The organism is Lentzea sp. NPDC004789 (assembly GCF_053601075.1).
In genome coordinates this window covers 45,179-66,584 of record NZ_JBSGBE010000001.1, presented here as the reverse complement: position 1 = coordinate 66,584, position 21,406 = coordinate 45,179, and the positions used below count along the sequence as shown (strand labels likewise).

The window sequence follows — 21,406 nt, the reverse complement described above, 5'->3', positions numbered from 1 at the left end:
ACAAGTGATCTACTGATCGCATGACACACGAGCTGCGCATCGCCGTGGCGACCGATCCCGGTCTGGTGCGCGAGCACAACGAGGACTCGGTCTACGCCCGCCCGGACCTGCAGGCCGTGGCCGACGGCATGGGCGGTCACGAGCACGGCGAGCTGGCCAGTGCCATCGCGGTGAACGTCCTCGCCTCCTGGCGGGGTGACCTGGGGCCCGCGGTCGCCGAGATCGCGCGCAGGCTCGACGCGGAAGCCCCGCAGGGCGCGGGCACCACGCTGACCGCGATGCGCTGGGAGGGCCTCGCGTTCCAGCTCGCCCACATCGGTGACTCCCGCGCGTACGTGCTCCGCGAGGGCGAGCTGCGGCTGCTCTCCCACGACCACACCATGGTGCAGGCCCTGGTCGACGCGGGCCGGATGACGCTGGAGGAGGCCGCGAACCACCCGCGGCGCGCGTACGTGCTGCGCGCCCTGCAGTCCGGCAACTCGCACGACCCGGACCTGTCGTGGCACCAGGCCCGGATCGAGGACCGCTACCTGCTCTGCAGCGACGGGCTCACGGACTACGCGCACCTGGAGGACGTCCGCGACATCCTGCTGTCCACTGAGGACGGTACGGAGGCGGCCTGGCAGCTGGTCGCGCTCGCCAACGGCAACGGCGGCCCGGACAACATCACGTGCGTGATCATCGACGTGGTCAAGAAGAAGTGGTGGCAGCGCTAGGAAAAGTGGAAACGGGCCCCGGCACACCGTGCCGGGGCCCGCAGCTCTACAGGTTGGCCGGCATGCCCGACTCGTCGGCCGCCGCCGTCGTGGAACCGCTGAGCAGGTCCTTGACGATCTTGTTGGCCTCCCTGACCGCCGGCGTGATCATCTTGATCTTGATCTTGCCGTTGGTCATCTTGCCGCCGACCTCGTAGGTCTTGTCCTCGTGCGGCAGCGGGACTCCCTGGCAGCCGGTGAACTGCTTGCGCGGGGTCGCACCGGTCTGGAAGTAGAAGACGATCGGGTCGTCGACGCAGTCCGTGTTGTACGGGAAGATGCCGTGCGAACCCTCGTTGTCGACGCTGATCAGCTTGGCGTTCGGCAGCGCCTTCGCCGTCGCGAGACCACCCTCGTACGCGGTGGCCGCGTCGAGCTCGGCCTGCGCCATCATGATGCGCGGGAACGTCTTCTTGTCCGGCTTCGGCATCGAGTTCTTCGTCGGCCAGTACGCGCACAACGGCGTGCTCATGAACGGCGCGATGAACGGCGCGTTCACGGTCAGGTCGGCCAGCCAGTAGTTCCAGTAGTGCAGGTTCTGGTTCCACTGACCGTCCTGGCAGCGGATCGCCTCGAACGTGGCGTCCCAGGTCTCGACCTCGGCCGCGGCGGTCGTGGCCTTCACCGCGACGCGCTCCTTCTTGGCGATGGCGGCGAGCGCGTTCTGCTCGCCCTTCGCGATGAACGCCTTGTTCTCGTCGGTGAGATCCGGCGTCGTCAGCATCTTCGCGACGATCCGCTCGACCTTCTCCGAGTCGGTGGCCGTGCTCGGGGTCTTCGAGGCGTCGATCACCGAGGCGACCGCGGACGCCGCCGCGTGGTACTGCGTGGTGTCGTACATCGCCGGGATCACGAACCACGCGGCGAACAGCTGCCCGACGAACTCGCGGGTGCCGCCGGCCTTCTCCCAGTTGCGGCGGATCTCCATCGGGTCGGTGCCCTGCCCGTACCGGGCGTTGTCCCGCGCCATGAACGGCAGCAGCGCCTCCTGGAACTGGCGGTCGCGGGTGCGCGGCTGCAGGTTCCAGGTGTTCTCGAGCGTCGACTGCGAGGCGTCGACGGCCGAGTCGAGCAGCATGCGGTGGACCTTGGCCGGGAACGTGGCGGCGTACCAGGTGCCGAGCCACGTGCCGTACGAGTAGCCGATGTACGAGGTCTTCTTCTCACCGAGCAGGACGCGGATGAAGTCCATGTCGTAGGTCGTCTGCTCGGTGGTGATGAACTCGGTCAGCGGGTTCTGGAGACAACCGTCGACCTTCGCCTTGTTCAGCACGTTGACGTCGGTGCTGGTCGGCACGGTGTAGCTGCACGTGAGCGGCGTGGAGAGGCCGACGCCGCGCGGGTCGAAGCCGATGAAGTCGTACTGACCGGCGAGCACCGGGGCGCGCAGGGCCATCGCCGCACCCCACGGCAGCCCCGAGCCGCCGGGGCCACCGGGGTTGACCAGCGCGATGCCCTGGCGGCTGGTGCCCTTGTAGGCGGTCTCGGTCTTGGAGACCCGGATGCCGATCGTGTTCCCGTCCGCCGGGTTGTGCCAGTCGCGCGGCACCTGGACGGTGGCGCAGGCCAGGCCCTTGACGGTCTTGAACTTCGCGACCGTCGCCTCGGCGACGCCGGGGAAGGTGCACTCCTCCCAGTTGATCTTCTGGGTGGTCAGCGCACCCGCGAGCTTCGCGGTGTCCGGGTCCTGCTTCGGCGCCGCGCCCGCCGCCGGCGCGAGCACGAGGCCGGCGGCCAGCACCCCGGTCAGTGCGGCGATGCCGCCCCTGAAGTACTTCCTCAAGATCGATCCCCTTCTGCCCCCGCACGGCCTGGTGAGGCCGTGCTTGCATCAGGGGAGGAAGGCGATTCGCCTCATTTGACACTCGCGGGCGGTGGCAGAAAGTCGCCATGTCCGGAAACCGTCAGAGCCAGCCGCGCCGTGACGCCTGCACGCCGAGCTGGAACCGCGTCTGCGCGCCCAGCAGCTGCTGCAGCCGGCTCACGCGCCGATGCACGGTCCGTTCGCTGACGCCCAGCTCGCGTGCGATCGATTCGTCCGTCAAACCCGCGCTGAGAAGGGCCATCAGCCTGCGCGTCGCCGTCGTCGGTTCCTCGTGGGCGTCCTCCTGGCCTCCCGGCGTGATCGACACGGCCATCCGCCAGAACGCCTCGAACAGCTCGATCAACGCGCTCAGCAGCACCGACGGGTGAATGAGCAACGCCACGACGTTCCCGCCGGTGACCGTCGGCACCGCGATCAACGCCCGGCCCGAGTCGGCGATCACGAGCTTGAGCGGCACTCCGGGAAACGCCCGTGCCTGCTCGCCCGCCGCGATGCTCTCCTGCACCGACGCGAACCCGAGCGCGTCCTGCAGCAGCGCCGACTCGTAGACCACCCGGTACCCGATGCCGCGGGCCAGTGCGGGAGGCTGTGCTGGGCTCGCCTCCGGCCGCGGGCTGAGGTACGAACCGGGGTCGAGCGCCCTGATCTCGGTCCTGGCCTGGCTCTGCATCTCCTCGAAGGTGCTGATCACCTCGTCCGCGCCTGCGAGGACCTCGACGAAGTCGACCTCCTTGGCGCCGTGCTCGGCATAGGCCCGTGCCAGCACCTCGGCCGTCTCGCGGGCCCTGATGGCCGCCGCCTCGTGACTCGACGCGATGGCCGCCAACGCCGACCGCGGCGGCCGCACCTCGTTGTCCCTGATCAGCCCGAAGCGTTCGAGCTCTTCGTGCACCGCACCGGGTTCACTCGTCGCGCCTCGCAGCATCGCCAGGTACAGCTGCTCGGCTTCCGGCGACAGCCCCTCGTGCACACGACTCCCCTCGGTGGTCCTTGATCCGAAGGTACCGAGGCCGGCCGCTAGGCGAAGCGCCGCAGCGCACCGAGGAACATCGCGTCGAACGCCCGGTCCGGCAACACCTTGCGCGCGAACAGGATCGGCCGCGCCCCGAAGCCCGCCGCGTACCGCGTCCGCGGCCTGCGGGCCTGTGCGGCCTTGACGATGACGTCCGCGATGACCTTCGGCTCACTGCCGCGATCGGCCTGGGAGAACAGCGCGGACAACTGCCTGACCTGCCCCGCGTAGGCGCCACCGCCCGAGGTCTTCTTCAGGTTGTCGACCGCGATGCCGCCCCACTCGGTCTTGATCCCGCCGGGCTGGATCACCACGACGTCGATGCCGAACGGCTTCAGCTCAAGCCGCAGCGAGTCGCTCAACCCCTCCACCGCGAACTTCGTCGAGTGGTACCAGGCCCCGAGCGGTTCGTAGATCCGCCCGCCGATCGACGAGACGTTGATGATCCGCCCGCGCCCCGCCTCCCGCATGTGCGGCGCCACCAGCTGCACGAGCCGCGCCAGCCCGAACACGTTGACCTCGAACTGGTACCGCGCCTCGTCCAGCGGCACGTCCTCGACCGCGCCGTACGACCCGTACCCGGCGTTGTTCACGAGCACGTCGATCCGGCCGGCCTCGGCGACGATCTTCTTGACGCCCTCGACCATCGACTCGTCGCGCGTCACGTCCATCTCCAGCACCCGGATGCCCTGCGCGGCCAGTCCTTCCATCCGCTGCACCCGCCGTGCGGCCGCGTACACCGTGTAGCCGGCTTTGTGCAGCTCAACGGCCGTGGACTCGCCAATGCCCGACGAGGCGCCCGTGACCAGTGCGACCTTCATGACCCTCTCCCAACTAACCGGTTGGTTGCTTAACTCCAGGCAACCACGACGCGGCTCGCCTGTCAACCAACTAGTTGGTTAGACTGGTCGCGTGGTGAGGGACAGGGAAGCGACCAAGGCCAAGCTGCTCGAAGCGGCGTTGACCGAGTTCGCCACGCACGGCATCGCCGGCGCGCGCGTGGATCGCATCGCCGCCGAAGCGGGCTGCAACAAAGCGATGATCTACGCCTACTTCGGCAGCAAGGAGGGCCTCTTCGACGAGGTCCTGAACATCCAGCTCGCCCAGGTGATCGAAGCCGTCCCGATCACGCCGGACGACCTGCCGGGCTACGCGGGCCGCCTCTTCGACACCTACCAGCGGCAACCCGAACTGCTCCGTCTCGCGGGCTACCACCGCCTGGAGAACGGCTTCGAGGCGATCAGCAAGGCCGAGGCGGACGCGCACACCGAGAAGGTCGCCGCCGTCGCCGAGGCTCAGCGCGACGGACTGCTGCCGGCCGAGTTCGAGGCTGAGGAACTTCTCGCGCTCGTCGTGCACATGTCGATACTGGCGTTCTCGACGCCGGTCGCCACCCGCGAACTGGTCGTGAAGGCCGTGACCCGGCTGCTCGACTAGGACCTGCGCAGCAGGTAGGTGTCCATGATCCAGCCCTTGCGGGCACGGGCTTCCTCGCGCAGCTCGCGGATCCGCGGCGCCACGTCCCCGACCCGTCCGGACACCAGGATCTCGTCGGGCATGCCCAGGTAGGCACCCCAGTAGATCCACGTGTCCGGGTCGACACCTTCGAACGAGTACTTCGCGTCCAGCATCACGGCCACGTCGTCCACATCGGACGGCCACCCGGCCGCGAGGCGCCGGCCGGTCGTGATCTGCACGGGCTTGCCGACCTGGTTGAGCGACACCCGGTGGCCGGCCGTCAGCGCCGCCACCGACGTCACGCCGGGGATCACCGAGACCTCGAACGACTCACCGCGGGCGGCCAGGTCGTCGAGGATCGCGAGCGTCGAGTCGTACAGGGACGGGTCGCCCCAGACCAGGAACGCGCCGACCTCGTCGTCGCCCAGTTCTGAGAGCAGCGAAAGGCACACGTCCGCGCGGGCCCGGCGCCAGGCGTCGATCGTGGCCTCGTAGTCGGACGGGTTGCGGTCGCGGTCCGGGTCGCGGCCCTCGACCCAGCGGTACGGGCGCGTCACGTGCTCGGCCAGGATCGACGCGCGCAGGTCTACCAGTTCCTGCTTCACCGAACCCTTGTCCAGCACGAAGAAGACGTCGACCGTCTGCAACGCCTTGACGGCCTGCACCGTCAGGTGGTCGGGGTTGCCCGCGCCGATACCGATGACCAGGATCTTTCGCACCCGGACACCCTAACCGAGCGGATCGGCGGGTTGACTCCGATGCGAAGCTGGTGCGCGTGGAGCCCTTCTTACGCGCCGAGGATCCGGCCGATGCCCTGCGCTCGTTGCCGGAACCGGCTCGGCGGATGTTCCTGACCTTGTGCTGCATCAACGAAAACGACCGCTACACGTACGTCGTGGGTGACGCCGACGATGAGCTCGCGGTGCTGTCCGAGCACGGGCTGGTCGAGATCGAGGGTCAGCGGCTGCGCCTGCACCCCGGCGCGGTGGCGGCCGGGCGGGCGATGGCCGAGCTGGCGGACAGCCGGTTCCACGTCGTGAACCAGCTGGCCGTCATCGAGGACCAGCAGGGCAACCACGGCCGTGCCGTAGAGCTCAAGGCCGAGGCGCTCGGACTCGCTTACGCGGCGGGCGAACCGCACGAGATCAGCAAGCAGCACCACGACTACGCGGTGTTGCTCGGCCGCGTCGACAACGGGTCTCCGCGCGTGCTGGCGCACTACTTCGCGGCGGCCGCCATCGCGGTCAGGACGGACGCGCCCACGTTGCGGGACGAGATCGAGATGCTGGCGATGTTCGCCTTCGCCTTCGGCCTGCCCGAACGGATGTCGTTGAACGACGACATCTGCGCGCTCGCCGAGGAGGTGGAGGGCGTGCGGCTGTGGGACCTGCTGGAGAGCCTCCCGCAGCGCACGCCGGACGACCTGAGCCAGCTGGTCACGCGCGCGATGGAACGGGCGCACGAGACCATGCGGGACTGGTCGCCTCTCATGACCGCCGTGGTGCTGCAGGCGGAGGGCGACCGGACGCACGCCGATCGGCTGGAGGCCGAGCTCGCCGGCCTGGAGCAGAACCCCGGCGCGGTGCCGATGACGCAGGCGTTCCGTCGCGTCCTGGCCGGCGAACGAGGTCCGGAACTGCTGACCGGCCTCGGCATGCTGCCGTTCGGAATGGTGTCGAAGATCCTCGCTACTCTGCGAGAACGTGCAGGATCCTGACGGGCTTCTTCGGTGCGCCGTCGAGGGTTCCGTCCGGCTGCGGCACGATCCCGGCCCGCACGATGCGGTCCAGCGTGTCCATGCCGTGCGTGACGTGTCCCATCACGGTGTACGCGGGCTTGATGTTCGCGAACGAGTGGACGATGAAGAACTCGCTGCCGTTCGTGCCCGGCCCCTGGTTGCCGTACGCGATGGTGCCGCGCGGGTAGGTCTCCTGGCCGGTCACCTCGTCGGCGAACCGGTAGCCGGGGCCGCCCTCCTCGGCGCGGTAGATGTCACCGCACTGCAGCACGCCGAGGCGCTTGGTGTCGGTCAGCCGCCAGCACCGGGACATCGTGTAGAACCAGCTGCGGGCCAGGTGGGCGAAGTTCTCCACCCCGCACGGTGCGTTGGCGCGGTCCAGCTTCGCGACGACCACGCCGTAGTTGGTCGCGATGGTGACCTTCACGGTGCCCTTCGCCGGCACCGTCGCGGGCGGCGGCTGAACCGGGCGGGCCGCCGGGTTCTCCGGGGTCGGGATGAAGTCGCACTTCGCGGTCGGCGGTGCGGCCTGGGCGGTGGCGGGCGCGAGGACGACCATCATCAACACAGCGAGCAGTAGCCTCATGACTGCCGACCGTAGCCGTCAGGGCCGTCACGCGGGAACGGTTTCCCGTTGCTCGGCGGCGGCACGACGCCGTGCGGGCCTGCGTTCCAGCCACCACTGCGAGATCAGCAGCGGGATCGTCCAGCCGGCCCACGTCGAGATCCCGGCGATCGTGCCCGGCAGCTGCGCCTCCGGCACGCGGTCGGCCAGCAGCAGGAAGGCGACCACGCCCCAGATCCGGTTGCTGATGATCGACAGGGTCAGGGTGAAGCTGCGGATCATCCACTTGCGGTGGTCGCGGAACCGCCGCTGCCGGGCCGCGCGCCACGCCAGCCAGGTGAACAGCAGCCACAGCGAGGCCATCAGCACGCTGCTGACCATCGAAACCGGACCGAACGGCGTCATGTAGCCGAGGACCCAACCGGACAGTCCGGCCGGGAGCACACCGGCCAGCACGTAGACCCGGCCGATCCGGCGGTGCCATGCGGGGAACTGGCCGCGGAACCACGGCCAGATCTGCACGACGGACGTCAGGATGGCGATCGAAGCGCACACGACGTGCACTACCAGCAGGGGATAGTGCGGTCCCCAGTCCGACTGCACACGCGCCGATGCACGGTCACCGGTCAGATAAGGCGGCAGCGAGAACGCCACGAACGCCACCACCACGAAGGCCAACGGGCCTACCCAAGGCTTGCGCAACCACGTCATGCGGTCACGATGACCAACGCCGCTGACCGTTCGCGCACCGCTCGCTGACGTCCATGATTTGTCCACTGATTGGTCGTTTCGCGAAACGTCGCTCGGCTCCAAACTGACGCGATGACTCCCGAGTCGTTGGCCGCCGCCCTCGACACGATGCCGGAACAGCGGCAGGCCATCGCCGACGGCGCGGCCACCTCCGACACCTACGAGGCCGTCGCCCAGCGCGTGGCGGTCCTGGAGGCGCTGGGCAAGGGCTGTGCCGGTCTCGCCGCGATCGACGAGGCGGACTGGCCCGGGTTGCAGCAGCACGTGGCCGTCTGCGCGCTGTGCAGGCCGGCCGATCCCAAGCGGCTCAGGGAACGCGTCGAGTACCTCGCGCCGGGGCTGGTGGCGATGCCGGAGGAAGAGGAACGTCCTTGGCTCGCGTTTCTGAACAGCCCGGTGCGCACGATGTCCGACGTCGTCACCAGACCACTGCGCGCACTGACCGGGCTCATGACGAGGACGGCTCCGGCGCTGGCCGACCCGCAGGTCCTCAAGGCCGCTGCCGGTGTCGTGGCCTTCGTCGTGTGCCTGCTCGCGGTGCCGAGCTCCGAACGGGTGGAGCCGCCGCCGGGCGGTGGGCTCGCCGCGCAGGAACCGTTGCCGCCGCCTGGTGGTCTCGCGGGCAACGAGACCACCACGCCGCCGGTCGCGGGCCCGTCCGTGCCGGCGTCCAGCGCGGTGCCCGCGGCGACCACCGGCACGACGATCATCGCCCCGGCTCCGCCCGGCACGGCACCGCAGCGCACCGGAGCGTCCACAGAGGACCCCACGACCGCTTCGGCGAACCAGTGGGCCTATGCGACCACGTCGTTCGGTCAGTACGACCAGCCCGTCGGTCAGCAGGTCGAGATGGACCGCAAGTGGCAGTGGGGAACCTGGCGCCGCAACGGCGTCGAGCGCTACATCACGCTGGTCCGGCAGGGTGAGGGCGACTACCTGGTGCGGCTGCCGGAGGTCGGTGCCGCCGGCGGCACCGTGCACGCCGAGCTCAGCATCGGCTGGGGCTACTACCAGCCGTTCTCCTGTCAGACCGCGGGAACGCGCGGCGAGGGCAACGACCTGCTCGTCGACGTGGCCTGCTTCAACCCCGGCGGCACGCGGAAGAACCTGCCGTTCACGGTCGTCTTCGTGAGCGATGGCCCGGCGATTCACTACCGCGGCGGCGCGAGCGGGGTGACCAAGGTCGGGCCGGGGCAGTACGACGTGACCGCGTTGGGCGGCAACGGGTTCGCGATGGTCTCGCCGGTCGGCGCGAACCGGGCGGTGTGCCGGACGATGCTCGATCCCTCCCGGATCAGGGTCGCGTGCGACACCGACACCGACTGGAACCTCACCTACACCGGCGGTGCCGCGATCCACCACGACCCGTCCGCGCCGGCCGCCGACCTGGAGACCGGCAACAACAGGTCGTGGGCCAGCAACGGCGAGACGCCTTCGGTGACCCGGACGGCGGTCGGCCGGTACGACGTCCAGTACCAGGCGATCGGCAACCCGAAGGTCTGGCCGGGCGAGGCCGTGCTGGTCAGCGCGACCGGGCCGGAGCCGAGGTACTGCCGGATCTGGGCGTGGAACGGCTACTCGTACCCGCCGAAGGTGCTCGTGCAGGTCTACTGCTACGACCTCGCGGGCGCCGCGGCCGACTCGTCGTTCGCGCTCGCCTATCTGCGAAGTCCATGATTTGTCCACTGTTCGGCCGTATCCACGTGGGGCCGAACGGCTCCAGGATGGTGTGGTGATGCGCAAGTCGCTGGGCGCCGCCCTCGACACGATGCCGGAACAACGGCAGGCCATCGCGGATGGCGTGGCCACGGAGGAGACCTTCCGGCTCCTCGCCGAACGGGTCGCGGTGCTCGCCGCGCAGTCCAGGTCGGCGTGTCCGCAGCTCGGCGCCATCGGCCGCGAGGACTGGCCCGCGTTGCACGAACACGTGCTCGCCTGCGTCACCTGCAGGCCGAAGAATCCGCGCAGGCTGCGCGAACGCGTCGAGTACCTGGCGCCCGGCCTGGTCAGGCCGCCGGACGACGACCGCCGGTGGCTCGCCTGGCTGAACGCGCCGAGCAGCGGTCCGGTGCCGATGGCGCTGCGCAGGGTCGCCGGCACGCTGAACCGGATCAACCCCGCGCTCACGGACCCGCAGGTGGTCAGGGCCGTCGGCGGCGTCGTCGGACTGCTGCTGGCCGGCGCGCTGCTGGTCAGCTCGCAGCCCGTGCCCGTGAGCAGTGCGTCCGGCACCGGTCAGGACGGACATGTCGTCGGCACCACCGCGCACGACGATCCCGCGAACCCCGGCCAGACGGCGGTGGCCGGTTCGTCCGTGCCGGGAGCCGGCACGCCGGGCACAGGCCTGCAGGGCACCACCGATCCCGTTGTGCCGCAAGGGGAATCGGGTACGGAGACGGCCAGGTACAACATCAGGCCGCCGGCCCCGGGCACCGCGCCGTGCGTCGACGACACCGGCCGCATGGACCCGTCGTCACCGGACCCCGCGCCCGGCAACATCAACATCGACGCCCGTCCGCTGTCCGGCCGCCACTTCGTGGTGACGAACAAGACGAGCTGGCTGGACGCCCGCACCGTCCAGACCCTGCAGCTCGCGCCCGGCACCTACGGGTTCCAGGTCGGCGTGCCTGTGGCCTTCTGGTTCACGGTCGGCCAGGACGGCACCCTCGGCTACCCGCCCGAACTCGACGGGTTCGTGTCCGGCAGGGGAACCCGCACGCTGCGGGTCGACGGCGTGGTCGTCACGCTCGACGCGCGCAGGCTCGCACCGGGAGCGGGCGTGCTGATCGCGAGCGTCCCGGCGGACAACCGCGACTGGATCATGTGCAAGAAGCTGCGCATGGTCCCGGCCAAGCCCTACTACGTGCAGCAGGGCAGCGGCCAGGTCGTGAACGCGGCGTTCGAGGTCACCCGCGACGGCCGGGTGCTGTTCGACCCGAACCTGGGTTACCTGCGCGGCAGCGGAACGTCCACAATGGAGTTCCTCGGCTACCTGGTGCACGTCGACGCACGCCGGTCAGGAGGCTTCGGGCTGCTGGTGCACTTCGTGTCGGGCCTGCAGATGAGCTACACCGAGGAGCAGACGCTCTACCTGCTGCCGACGCCGTCGCACCGGCTTCAGGTCGGCAACCAGGTCAGCGACGCGGGGTTCACGTTGCGCGACGACGGGTCCATCGTCCTCAACCACGACGCGCTGGCGCTCGACCGCGAGGGAGGCGTCCCGGTCGTCACGGTGACTCGTCCTCTTCAGTGAGGTACAGGGCTTCGGCCTGCCGCATCCGCCGCTTCGCCTCCTCGGCGAACCCCGCGGCGTGCAGCAGCCGTGCGGCGTCGGCGAGCAGTTCCCTGTCCCGCAGGCGCGACGCGTGCTCGGCCGCCCGGTCGTACCAGCGGAAGACCTCCGGCGACCGCAGGGCCTCGTGCGCCTGGCCCATGTTCAGCAGGCAGTACACGTCCGGGAAGGCCTGCAGCGCCAGCGAATAGCAGTCGATCGCCGCCTCGTACGCGCCGGCCTCGTGGTGGACCCTGCCCATGCCGTTGTACGCCCGGCCGAGCCGCACCGCGTCACCGATGCGCGTGCAGATGTCACGTGCCTGCTCGTAGCAGGCGATGTCGTTGGTGACTCGGCCCAGGCTCAGCAGCGCGCGTGCCTCACCGGCCGCGTCACCGGAGGCGGTCCGGATCGCGAGCACCTCCTTGAAGAGCGCCTTCGCCTCCTGCTCGCCTCCGCTCGCCAGGTACACGTTGGCGAGTCCCGTCAACGCGCTCGGTTCCCGGTGGAGGTCCAACGCGTCCGCGTGGCAGGCCTCCGCCTCCTCCAGGTTCCCGCGGTCGAACCACGCGTGCCCGAGATGCGCGAGGGCCGTCGCCTCGGCGGCGCGGTCGCCCGACGACCGGGCCGCCTCGACCGCGGCCGTCTGCACCTCCACGGACATCTCGTCCACGAGCCGTTGCGCCAGCGCGAGGCGCCGCCGGGGGTCGGCGACGAACACGGCCGCCTTGGCGTTCTCGGTCTCGGTCTCGGCGACCTCGACGTAGTGGTCGAGCAGCCGCCCGAGCGCCTCCGGGTCGCGCGGGTGCAGCGTGCGCGCGTACTCCCGCAGAAGGGAGTGCATCGTGATCCGGTCGCCCGGCGCGTTCCCCAGCAGGTGCAGTGCGAGCAGCCGGTTGCGCGACCGCCGCACGTCGCCGCCGGCCAGCGCGTTCAGCGCGGTGATCGAGAACTCGCGTTCGAACCCGTCCCCGAGCAGCCGGAAGACCCGGCGGTCCTCCGGCGCGAGCTGCTCGTACGCCCAGCTGAACGCGTCGTGCACGTCACCGCGTTCGGACGGGATCTCCTCGGCCAGCGCGGCCAGCGCGGCCGTCGTGCGCAGGCGGGCGAACCCGGCGGCGACCACCAGCGCCAGGGGCAGCCCGTGGCACGCCCGCACGAACGCGCGCGCGGCGTCCGGTTCGAAGTCGACGCGCGTGCCGAGGTGCGCTCGGAGCAGCGTCAGCGAGTCCTCGGGACTCATCGGCCCCAGCTCCAGCCCGCCGAGCCGTTCCCGGCTGGTCGCGATCACCTTCCGGAACACCGTCAGGTCCTCGCCCTTGCGCACGTTGTCCAGCACGAACAGCACCCGGCGGGTCCCCAGCACCTCGTGCAGCTGCGCCTGTCGCCGCGGCCACAGCGCGATGCCGTCGTGGGTGAGCGCGCGGATGAACGCGGCCAGCGCGTCGTCCATCGTGATCTCGGCGAGGTCGGCGCACAGCTGCCCGTGCGGGAAGTCCTCCGCGACCGAGTGCGCGAGCCGGTGCGCGAGGGTGGTCTTGCCCGTTCCCGGCGGACCGCACAGCAACGCGACGCCGCCGTCGTCCAGGGCCTCGCGCAACGCCGCCAGTTCCGCGGCCCGGCCGTGCACCACCGGATCGGGGCCCAGCCACCGCGGCGCGCGCGGCGGTGGCTCCGGCAGGGAGAAGTTGCTGCTGGACGCGTCGACCGGGTTCGGCACGCCCACGAACGTAGCGTTGTGCTGCGGTTCTGACACCTCGCTGACACCCGGCGGGGTGCAGCTGTCAGGCCGCTGTGAGCGCCGTTCAGCAGTGTCGGCGTCATGAAGTCGACAAGCCTGATCGCCGCGGCGGCCCTGACGCTCCTGAGCTGCCTGATGGCGCCGGACGCCAGCGCGGCGTCGTGCAGCGGGCGCGGCTGCAACGACAAGGACCCGGTCGCCACCGGCTGCAGCAGCGGCTCCACCGTCGCGGACAGCAAGCCGATGTACCCGTCCGGCCGGGCCGAGCTGCGCTGGTCGCCGACCTGCCGGACCAACTGGGTCCGCATCACCGACTACCCCGGCGGGGACTCGGCGCTGCGCATCACCGTGTGGGCGGGCAACGACCACGTCGGCTTCGTCGCGCCGGGAACGCCCGGCACGCACTGGGGAAACATGGTCTACGCGCCAGGTTGTGCCCGTGGAGAGGTGCTGTACGTCGCCAGGGACGGCAGCCACCAGTCCGAACGACTCGCGTCCAGCGACTGCTGAGGGAGCGCGCCGTGACCGGCTACATCACCGACTGACCTCCGCTCCGCATCTGAGCCTTCGCAACACCATTGAGGGAGAAGCATGTTCATCAGGATCGCCAGCGCCGTCGGCACCGCCGCGCTCGTCACCGGCGCGATGCTCGGAATCGCATCGCCGGCGAACGCGGAGACCAACCCGAGCTGCAGCAGCGTCACGCAGATCGGCAGCACCGCCTACATCAAGTCGGGCGGCTCCACCATCGCGTCGGTGAAGCAGTTCAAGGGCTGCAACAAGAACTGGTCCTACACCTACGTGTGGGAGAGCTTCCGCAGCTCGCACAGCGGCAACTGGTGGGCCTGCTCCGGTGTGTCCGCCGGCAGCCAGGGCCTGGTCGACTACAAGTGCGGCGGCAACCACCAGGCCGAGGTCTGGTCGTCCGGTGCCAACACGCTTTCCGTGTGCACCAAGGCCTACGGTCAGCTCGAATGGTCGAACGGCGAGGGCTCGGCCGCGACCGACCAGAGGTGCTGATCTCTAGCTGATCACGCTGTCCAACAGGTTGTCCCTGCGCAGACCGGGTGTGCCGAGCAGTTCGGCCGCCCGGTCCGCGTGCTTTTCCAGCCCGCACCGCGCGAGCACCAGGTGCGCCACGCCCTCGCCGTACCGGTCGCCACGGGCGCTGGTGATCTCCAGGCAGCGCTGGGCGTCCTCCGCGGCCTGATCGGGCTTTCCCTGCGCCAGCAGCACTTCCGCGCGGCACAGCAGGGCCTGCCACTCGTCGTTGTGCTCGCCGGTGGCCCGGCACAGCTCGATGCACTCGTCCAGCGCGACCAGGGCCTCGCCGGACCGGCCGAGCTTGAACAGCGCCTGCCCCTGCGAGGCCAGCGCATAGGCCGTCCCGGCCGCGTCGTGATCCGCGCGGGCGTGCTTCAGGCTCTCCACCGCGGCGGCCAGCGCCTCTTCGTACCTTCCGGCCACCTGGTGCACCTGGGCCAGTGCGGAGAGCGGAACCCGTTGCGCGCCAGCGGGTCCGTGCGCGGCGATGAGTTCGATCGCCTGGGCGAGCGTGGCGGAGGCCTGGTCGAGCTCGCCCAGCTCCCGTTGGATCGTGCCGATGCCGGAGAGCGCGCGGCCCTGCCCGAACGGGTCGTCCGCGCGGGCCTCCAGCACCTCTTCCAACTGGGCGCGGGCGGTCTCGAACTCACCGGTCAGCCGGTTGGCCGCGGACTGCACCAGCAGCGCCGTCTGCAACGCGGCCGAGGTGCCGATCGTGCGCGCCGCACGGGAGGCGATCTGGCCGAGCTCGATCAGCTCGGCGACCCTGTCCTGTTTGAACAGGTGCGGGTAGAGCATGTGCGCGATCGCCAGCGCGTGCTCGGCCAGCGCCGGTTCGTCCATGGTGGACCGCGCGGCCGCCAGCAGGTTCTCCGCCTCGTCCGTCAGCCACTGCAGCGGTTCGTCGAGGTCCTGTTCGGTGGCGGAGTTCGTCAGGGCCCCGTAGGCGTGCGGGCGCAGCTTCTTCAGCGCGGCGGTGAGAGTCTCGCGGTAGTGCGTCAGCGCACGGGTCAGCGCGTCGTGCTTCTCGTCGCTGGGGTGCTCGGCGCCGAACAACCTCAGCAGGTCGTGCACCCGGTAGCGCTCCGGTCCGCACGGTTCCACGAGCTTGGCGTCCACCAACGGGTCCAGCACGCGGTCGACGTCGTCCTGCCCGAGCAACGCCTGCGCGGTCGACTCGCTGACCGTCGGCACGTTGAGGCAGCACAACAGGATGAACGCCCTGGTCGACCTCTCGGCCAGCCCTTCGAAGCTCAGCTGGAAGCTCGTCCGCACGCCGAGGTCGTCGAAGTGCAGCTCGTCCAGCCGGTGTCGCTGGTCCGCGAGCCGCCGCGCGAGCGTGGCGGTCGTCCAGTCCGGCCGGGACCGCAGCCGCGCGGCCGCGATCGTGAGGGCGAGCGGCAGGTAGTCGCACGCCTTCGCGACCTGCCGCGCCGCGTCGCTGTCGTCGCCGAGGAGCTTGATCGCGTCGTCCTCGGTGAGCGGGTCGAGCCGGACGTGCCGCGCGCCGAGCGTCGCGAGCATGCGGCGGCTGGTGATCAGCACCGCGGAACCGGCCTCACCGGGCAGCAGCGGGCCGACCTGCGCCGCGTCCACGGCGTTGTCCAGCAGGACCAGCACCCTGCGCCTGGCCAGCGTCGACCGGTAGAGCGCGGCGGCCTCAGAGGTGTCGGTGGGCACCGCGAGCGGCGGCGTGCCGAGCGCGCGCAGGAACCTCCTGAGCACCTCGGCGGACGACAGCGGCGACCGGCCGGGTGTGGCGCCGTGCAGGTCCACGTAGAGCTGACCGTCCGGGAAGCGGTCGGCCATCGCGTGCGCCGCCGCGGTGGCGAGCGCGCTCTTGCCCTGCCCGCCGGGTCCGTGCACCGCGATCACGGTGTCGGACGAGCCCGTGATCAGCGCGATCTCGTCGCGGCGGCCGACGAACGGTTCCGGCTTCGCGGGCAGCTCGCGCGGCACGGCGGGGATGTCGCCCTGCAGGATCGCGGCGTGCAGGTCCTTGAGCTCCTGCCCGGGATCGAGGCCCAGTTCGTCGGCCAGATGCCGGCGGCCTTCGTCGTAGACGCGCAACGCGTCGGCCTGCCGTCCGCTGCGGTGCAACGCGACCATGAGCGCGCCCCGCAACCGTTCCCTGGTCGGGTGCTGCGTGACGTGGCCGGTCAGCTCGCCGAGGACCTCGTGGTGGCGGCCCTCCTTGATCGCCTTGTCGGCACGTCGTTCGATCGCCGCGAGCCGTTCCTCCTCCAGCTGGTTCGCGAGCTGCGTGTTGGTGGTCAGCTCGGCCAGCGCGGGACCGCGCCAGTAGCCGAGGGCCTCGTCGGGGTCCTCGGCCTCCCGGAACAGCTGCAGGTCGAGCGACCGGTCGGGGATGTCGAGCCGGTAGCCCTGCCGCGACCACTCCAGCGAGACGCCGGGCAGGTCCTTGAGAGCCCGTCTGAGCTGCGAGACGTGCACCTGCACGGCTTTGCGCGCGCTGGCGGGCGGGTCACCGTCCCACAAGATCGACATGAGGTGGTCGACGCTGACGGTCTGACCGGCGTGCAGGAGCAGCAGCACCAGAACCTGACGCGGCTGACCTGCGGAGATGCGCACGTCCCGCCGCCCGTGGGTGACGAGCAGCGGCCCAAGCACTCCGAACCGGACGCCGTCCACAGGCCCACGATATCCCGTCCATAACAGCGTTGTGGCCGCTACGCTCCGGTGACGTGACGATGTATCGGCTGCGGATCAACGGGGAGGTCCGCGACGTCGAAGCCGATCCGGACACCCCGTTGCTGTGGGTTCTGCGAGATCACCTGGGGCTGACCGGGACCAAGTACGGGTGCGGGGTCGGCGCGTGCGGCGTCTGCACGTCCATAGTGGACGGCCAGGCGTTCCGGCCGTGCCAGCACTCCGTGGCGAGCACGGCGGAGCAGGACGTGCTCACCATCGAGGGCGTCGAGGACCACCCGGTGCAGCTGGCGTGGCTGGACGAGGACGTGGCGCAGTGCGGGTACTGCCAGCCCGGCCAGATCATGGCGACCATCGCGCTGCTCGCCAAGCACCCCGATCCGACCGATGAGGACATCGACGAGGCCTTGCGGGACAACGTGTGCCGGTGCGGCACCTATCCGAGGATCCGCAGGGCGATCAGGAACGCCGCGGCCCGGCTGAAGGCCGAGTCGTGAACCCCTTCGTCCGGGTCGACGCGGAGGGCCGGATCACGGTGACCGTCCCCGTGCCCGACACCGGGCAGGGCGTGCGCACGGCCGTGGCCATGATGGTCGCGGAGGAGCTGAGGGTGCCCGTCGAGAGCCTCGTGATCGAGCAGGCCGAGGGCGATCCGGACACCTACGGCCCGCAGATCTCCGCCAACTCCAACTCGATGCAGCGCCTGCACGAGCCGATCCGCACGGCCGCGGCGACCGTCCGGCACCAGCTGGTCGAGGCCGCCGCCCGGCGCTGGCGGGCCGCGGTGGCCGAGTGCCGTGCCGACCGCGGTTTCGTCCACCGCGGAGACGACCGGCTGAGCTACGGGGAGCTGGCGGAGGAGGCCGCGGCCCTCACCCCGTCCGAGGTCGTGCTGACCCCGCGGGACGAATGGCGCGTCCTCGGCAACCCGGCGGTCAAACGGGTCGACCGGCACGCGATCGTCACCGGCAAGCTCGCCTACGCCATCGACCAGCCCGCGGATCTGGTCGCGGTCGTCGCCCGGCCACCGTGGATCGGTGCCACGCCAACGGGTTTCGACGCCTCGAACGTCCGCAACGCCGAAGTCGTCCAATTGGCCAACGGGTTCGCCGTTCTCGCCGGCGACACCTACACCGCCATCAAAGCGCGGGAGAACCTCGACACGTCGTGGGAAGGCGGATTTCCGGACGCCGACAGCGACCGGTGGCTCGCCGAGCTGGAAGCCGCCCTGCCGGAAGGAAATACGCCACCGGGCGAGTACCTCGAAAAGATCTTCGTCTCACCGATGCTCGCGCACGCGCCGATGGAACCGCCGACGGCGACCGCGAAAGTCACCGGCGACGAAGTCACGTTGTGGGCCCCGACCCAGGCACCTGACCGGGTGCGCAAACTTCTGGAAGAGGACTTCGCGACCGTCCGGGTGATCCCGACGAGGGCGGGTGGCGCGTTCGGACGGAAGTTCGAGACCGACTTCGTCATGGAGGCAGTCCAACTCGCACGGCACACCGGCAGGACCGTGAAAGTGCTGTGGACAAGAGACGACGACATGCGGCACGACTCGTACCGTCCATTGTCGGTCCATCGCATCCGGGCAACGGTCGACGACGAAGGTCTGCCGGTCTGGCGGGATCACGCCGTTTCCACGTGGCCTCTCTCGTCACTGCTCGATGTCACGAGCAACCCCGACGTCATGAAGATGATGTCGGCCAACAAGTACCCGTACGACGTGGAGGGAGAGTGCCACTTCGCCATCCTGCGACCGCCGATCAGGACCGGCTTCTGGCGCAGCGTCTACGCGGGCCAGTTGGTTCATGCCGACGAGATGTTCCTGAGCGAGCTGGACACCCCGCACGACCAGCTCGAACGCCGGTTGCGGCGGTTGACTGACCAACGGGTCAGAAAAACGCTCGAAGCCGCCGCGGAAGCGCATGACGGAGAACCACAAGCCGTTGCCTGTCATCGCGACTACGGCTCGGTCGTCGCGGTGATCGCCGAAAGGCGACACGACGGTCGCACGAAAATCACCGCTGCGGTGGACGTCGGCCCCGCACTGCACCCCTCGGGTGTCCGCCAACAGGTCGAAGGCGCGATCATGGACGCGCTCTCGGTGGCACGAGGTGCGCGAATCACCGTCAAACACGGAAAAGTCGTGCAAAAATCGTTCGGGGACTACCCGTGGGCGAGGATCGGCGACACCCCGGAGATCACCGTCGTGGTGGTGGCGTCGGACGCGCCCGTGGGCGGATTGGGTGAGCTGGCGTACCCGGCTGCCGCAGCGGCACTCGGTTTTCTTTCACGCTGAAAACAGAACAGGGATTTGCGGTAGCGTCCGTATTAGTGGGTCACCTCATTGGAGTAACGGCGGTGCCGCGATCATCCCAAGTCGGGCATCATCACCTGGCTCGACCAAGTCGTAGAACGAGGGGTCTCGTGTGACCATCTTCCGTGCCGGCCGTACCGGAGCGTGGTGGATGTACCTGGTGGCAGGTCACCTGCTGCTGGGTCTCTACTACCTGATTCCGGTCAGCCCTGCGGGGACAACGGGACAAACGGTGCGTGTGGTGCTCTACTGCACGATCAGCGCCTCGGCCGCCGTCGCCACATTCGCGGGTGTCAAGCGCAACCGTCCCCAATGGAGGCGGCCGTGGGTGTTCCTGGCACTCAGTCAGGTCGTTTACGCGATGGCCGACCTCACGTTCTACACATCGCACTACGTCTTCCGGTACGACGTTTACCCCTCGTACGCGGACATCCTCTACCTGGGGCATTACCCGTTGATGGTGGCGGGCGTGATCCTGCTGATCCGCCGCCGCACTCCCGGCCTGGACCTGCCGAGCCTGCTCGACGCCGCGGTGCTCGCGGTCGTCGCGGGCATGGCGTCCTGGCTCTACGTGATCGGCCCGCAGGCGCGGCTCACGTCCCCGGCACTGGTGAAGATCGTCTCGCTCGGCTACCCGATGATGGACCTCGCCCTCTTCGTGGTGGCGTTGCGCCTGATCTTCGGCGCCGGTCCGCGGCCGCGCGCGTTCGTGCTGCTCACGGCCAACCTGCTGGGCATCCTGACCGCCGACACGATCTACGTGCTGCAGCGCCTCGACGGCACCTACCAGGCGGGCAACTTCCTCGACGCCATCTGGTTGTCCGCCAATCTCTGCATAGGTGCCGCCGCGCTGCACCCGACGATGACGCGGCTCGTCGACCGCGCGCACGTCAAGGACGTGGGCCTGTCCCGCGGCCGGATCATCGCGCTGTCGTCGGCCGCGCTCGCCGCGCCGGTGCTGATGCTGATCCACGAGGTCGGCTCGTCGCAGGACGTGCTGGTGCTCGCGGCGGGCGGCGCGCTGCTGTCGTTGCTGATCATCGCCCGGCTCGCGGGGCTCGTCGCGGACCAGCGCAAGCTCGCGATCACCGACAGCCTCACCGGGTTGCACACCCGCAGGTTCTTCGAGGCCCAGCTGCCGTTGGAGATCGCCCGCGCCCGCCGCAGCGAGGGCTCGGTGGCGGTGTTCATCATCGACGTCGACCGCTTCAAGTCGATCAACGACAACTACGGCCACCCGGCGGGCGACGACGTGCTGATGGAGGTCGCGGCCCGGTTGCGCGCGGCGTCGAGGTCGGGTGAGGTGCTCGCGCGCTACGGCGGCGAGGAGTTCGCGCTGCTCGTCCCGGACGCCGGTCCCGGCAGGCTGTCGGTGATCGCGAACCGGTTGCGCGAACGGGTCGCGGAGAAGCCGATCCCGGTCAACGCGGGCAACGACGACATCCCGTTGTCCGTCACCGTGTCGGTGGGGTCGGCGAGCTTCCCGACGCACGGCGACGGCCCCGACGACATCGTGGTGATCGCCGACCGCGCGCTCTACGCGGCCAAGGCGGCGGGCCGCAACCGGATCGCGGTCGGCCCCGAGCCGTTGCCCGCGGTCGACCCGGACACCGACGGCGCGATGGCGGAGTTCCTCTGCCAGGTCGCCGACCGGGTGGACGGGTGGCTGCACCGCTACGACCACAGCCGTTCGGTGTCGCGCTGGGCCGGGGTCGCGGCGGGGGAGTTCGGGCTCGACGCGCCGACGATCAGGGTCGCCCAGCTGGCCGGCCGCCTGCACGACATCGGCAAGATCATCATCCCTGAGGTGGTGCTCACCAAGCCCGGTGCGCTGTCGGACGAGGAGTGGCGGCTGCTGCGCCAGCACCCGGACTTCGGCTACCGGCTCGCACGGATGGTGCCGGGCTTCGCGGGCGTGGCGCACGTCATCCGGCAGCAGCACGAGCGCTACGACGGCGACGGCTACCCGGACGGTCTGCGCGGCGCGGACATCCGGGCCGAAGCGCGCATTCTGTCCGTTTGCGTGGCTTGGGCCGCGATGCGGTCAAACCGTCCACACCAGACCGCGCTGGACGAGAACCGGGCGCGGCGCGAACTGTGGGCCGGTCGGGGCATGCAGTTCGACCCGGACGTCGTGGACCTCTTCCTCGACCTGCACTCGCAGGGCAGCATCGGCATGTTGCGTCCGTCCGGTTTGTCCGTCCAGGAAGCGGGTTTCCCGGCCGACTGGAGGCCATGATCGCCTCGGCCTGGCATG

General features: G+C 70.0%; 18 protein-coding genes. 10 read left to right on the top strand and 8 right to left on the bottom strand.

Features of this window, described 5'->3' with window-relative positions:
- Positions 1-20: 20 nt before the first annotated feature.
- Positions 21-716, top strand: a complete 696-nt coding sequence (locus tag ACWEIJ_RS00315) for a PP2C family protein-serine/threonine phosphatase (RefSeq protein WP_449835038.1) — start codon at positions 21-23, stop codon at positions 714-716.
- Between the two features lie 46 nt (positions 717-762).
- On the opposite strand, the gene ACWEIJ_RS00310 is transcribed toward ACWEIJ_RS00315, so the two are convergent.
- From ACWEIJ_RS00310 to ACWEIJ_RS00300, 3 genes are all read right to left on the bottom strand, one after another.
- On the bottom strand, positions 763-2,538 hold the full coding sequence (locus ACWEIJ_RS00310) for an alpha/beta hydrolase (RefSeq protein WP_449835037.1): 1,776 nt from the start codon (positions 2,536-2,538) through the stop codon (positions 763-765).
- 121 nt (positions 2,539-2,659) lie between these two features.
- Positions 2,660-3,550, bottom strand: a complete 891-nt coding sequence (locus tag ACWEIJ_RS00305) for a helix-turn-helix transcriptional regulator (RefSeq protein ID WP_449835036.1) — start codon at positions 3,548-3,550, stop codon at positions 2,660-2,662.
- 47 nt (positions 3,551-3,597) lie between these two features.
- Positions 3,598-4,413 (bottom strand): oxidoreductase, encoded by an 816-nt coding sequence (locus tag ACWEIJ_RS00300; RefSeq protein WP_449835035.1) that lies wholly within the window; start codon positions 4,411-4,413, stop codon positions 3,598-3,600.
- A gap of 91 nt (positions 4,414-4,504) precedes the next feature.
- Here ACWEIJ_RS00300 and ACWEIJ_RS00295 point away from each other — a divergent pair, with 91 nt between their 5' ends.
- Positions 4,505-5,029: a TetR family transcriptional regulator gene (locus ACWEIJ_RS00295; RefSeq protein WP_449835034.1), complete on the top strand. Its 525-nt coding sequence runs from the start codon at positions 4,505-4,507 to the stop codon at positions 5,027-5,029.
- Here the strand turns inward: ACWEIJ_RS00295 and cobF are convergent.
- A complete protein-coding gene (gene cobF, locus ACWEIJ_RS00290) occupies positions 5,026-5,769 on the bottom strand; it encodes a precorrin-6A synthase (deacetylating) (RefSeq protein ID WP_449835033.1) in 744 nt (247 codons plus the stop codon). The genes ACWEIJ_RS00295 and cobF overlap by 4 nt on opposite strands.
- Before the next feature lie 56 nt (positions 5,770-5,825).
- Between cobF and ACWEIJ_RS00285 the strand changes: the two genes are divergently transcribed.
- Entirely contained in the window at positions 5,826-6,767 is a 942-nt protein-coding gene (locus ACWEIJ_RS00285) for a hypothetical protein (protein WP_449835032.1), read from the top strand.
- On the opposite strand, the gene ACWEIJ_RS00280 is transcribed toward ACWEIJ_RS00285, so the two are convergent.
- Both ACWEIJ_RS00280 and ACWEIJ_RS00275 read right to left on the bottom strand, forming a co-directional pair.
- Positions 6,739-7,374, bottom strand: coding sequence for a peptidylprolyl isomerase (locus tag ACWEIJ_RS00280; RefSeq protein ID WP_449835031.1), 636 nt, complete (start codon positions 7,372-7,374; stop codon positions 6,739-6,741). The two genes, ACWEIJ_RS00285 and ACWEIJ_RS00280, sit on opposite strands and share 29 nt — an antisense overlap.
- Positions 7,375-7,401: 27 nt before the next feature.
- On the bottom strand, positions 7,402-8,064 hold the full coding sequence (locus ACWEIJ_RS00275; protein ID WP_449835030.1) for a DUF2306 domain-containing protein: 663 nt from the start codon (positions 8,062-8,064) through the stop codon (positions 7,402-7,404).
- A gap of 111 nt (positions 8,065-8,175) precedes the next feature.
- Here ACWEIJ_RS00275 and ACWEIJ_RS00270 point away from each other — a divergent pair, with 111 nt between their 5' ends.
- Positions 8,176-9,780: a hypothetical protein gene (locus ACWEIJ_RS00270; protein WP_449835029.1), complete on the top strand. Its 1,605-nt coding sequence runs from the start codon at positions 8,176-8,178 to the stop codon at positions 9,778-9,780.
- A 58-nt stretch (positions 9,781-9,838) separates the two neighbouring features.
- Positions 9,839-11,356 (top strand): hypothetical protein, encoded by a 1,518-nt coding sequence (locus ACWEIJ_RS00265; RefSeq protein WP_449835028.1) that lies wholly within the window; start codon positions 9,839-9,841, stop codon positions 11,354-11,356.
- Here the strand turns inward: ACWEIJ_RS00265 and ACWEIJ_RS00260 are convergent.
- Positions 11,331-13,094: a tetratricopeptide repeat protein gene (locus tag ACWEIJ_RS00260; RefSeq protein ID WP_449835027.1), complete on the bottom strand. Its 1,764-nt coding sequence runs from the start codon at positions 13,092-13,094 to the stop codon at positions 11,331-11,333. The genes ACWEIJ_RS00265 and ACWEIJ_RS00260 overlap by 26 nt on opposite strands.
- A gap of 102 nt (positions 13,095-13,196) precedes the next feature.
- Between ACWEIJ_RS00260 and ACWEIJ_RS00255 the strand changes: the two genes are divergently transcribed.
- Positions 13,197-13,625 carry a DUF2690 domain-containing protein gene (locus tag ACWEIJ_RS00255; protein ID WP_449835026.1) on the top strand — a complete coding sequence of 143 codons (429 nt, stop codon included), beginning with the start codon at positions 13,197-13,199 and terminating at the stop codon, positions 13,623-13,625.
- 81 nt (positions 13,626-13,706) lie between these two features.
- Positions 13,707-14,135 (top strand): hypothetical protein, encoded by a 429-nt coding sequence (locus ACWEIJ_RS00250; protein ID WP_449835025.1) that lies wholly within the window; start codon positions 13,707-13,709, stop codon positions 14,133-14,135.
- 3 nt (positions 14,136-14,138) lie between these two features.
- Here ACWEIJ_RS00250 and ACWEIJ_RS00245 read toward each other — a convergent pair whose 3' ends face one another.
- Positions 14,139-16,811, bottom strand: a complete 2,673-nt coding sequence (locus tag ACWEIJ_RS00245) for a BTAD domain-containing putative transcriptional regulator (protein ID WP_449835024.1) — start codon at positions 16,809-16,811, stop codon at positions 14,139-14,141.
- A gap of 53 nt (positions 16,812-16,864) precedes the next feature.
- Here ACWEIJ_RS00245 and ACWEIJ_RS00240 point away from each other — a divergent pair, with 53 nt between their 5' ends.
- The 3 genes from ACWEIJ_RS00240 to ACWEIJ_RS00230 all read left to right on the top strand — a co-directional run bounded on the left by ACWEIJ_RS00240 (position 16,865) and on the right by ACWEIJ_RS00230 (position 21,388).
- Positions 16,865-17,326 (top strand): (2Fe-2S)-binding protein, encoded by a 462-nt coding sequence (locus ACWEIJ_RS00240; protein ID WP_449835023.1) that lies wholly within the window; start codon positions 16,865-16,867, stop codon positions 17,324-17,326.
- On the top strand, positions 17,323-19,131 hold the full coding sequence (locus tag ACWEIJ_RS00235) for a molybdopterin cofactor-binding domain-containing protein (RefSeq protein ID WP_449835022.1): 1,809 nt from the start codon (positions 17,323-17,325) through the stop codon (positions 19,129-19,131). Before ACWEIJ_RS00240 ends, ACWEIJ_RS00235 begins: the two co-directional genes overlap by 4 nt.
- A 130-nt stretch (positions 19,132-19,261) precedes the next feature.
- Positions 19,262-21,388: a bifunctional diguanylate cyclase/phosphohydrolase gene (locus tag ACWEIJ_RS00230; protein WP_449835021.1), complete on the top strand. Its 2,127-nt coding sequence runs from the start codon at positions 19,262-19,264 to the stop codon at positions 21,386-21,388.
- Positions 21,389-21,406: the final 18 nt, after the last annotated feature.

What these genes read in the sequence shown, in the direction of transcription:
- ACWEIJ_RS00315 (WP_449835038.1), top strand. Translation starts at nt 21, where the DNA reads ATGACACACGAGCTGCGCATCGCCGTGGCGACCGATCCCGGTCTGGTG.
- ACWEIJ_RS00300 (WP_449835035.1), bottom strand. Translation starts at nt 4,413, where the DNA reads ATGAAGGTCGCACTGGTCACGGGCGCCTCGTCGGGCATTGGCGAGTCC.
- ACWEIJ_RS00280 (WP_449835031.1), bottom strand. Translation starts at nt 7,374, where the DNA reads ATGAGGCTACTGCTCGCTGTGTTGATGATGGTCGTCCTCGCGCCCGCC.
- ACWEIJ_RS00275 (WP_449835030.1), bottom strand. Translation starts at nt 8,064, where the DNA reads ATGACGTGGTTGCGCAAGCCTTGGGTAGGCCCGTTGGCCTTCGTGGTG.
- ACWEIJ_RS00270 (WP_449835029.1), top strand. Translation starts at nt 8,176, where the DNA reads ATGACTCCCGAGTCGTTGGCCGCCGCCCTCGACACGATGCCGGAACAG.
- ACWEIJ_RS00265 (WP_449835028.1), top strand. Translation starts at nt 9,839, where the DNA reads ATGCGCAAGTCGCTGGGCGCCGCCCTCGACACGATGCCGGAACAACGG.
- ACWEIJ_RS00255 (WP_449835026.1), top strand. Translation starts at nt 13,197, where the DNA reads ATGAAGTCGACAAGCCTGATCGCCGCGGCGGCCCTGACGCTCCTGAGC.
- ACWEIJ_RS00250 (WP_449835025.1), top strand. Translation starts at nt 13,707, where the DNA reads ATGTTCATCAGGATCGCCAGCGCCGTCGGCACCGCCGCGCTCGTCACC.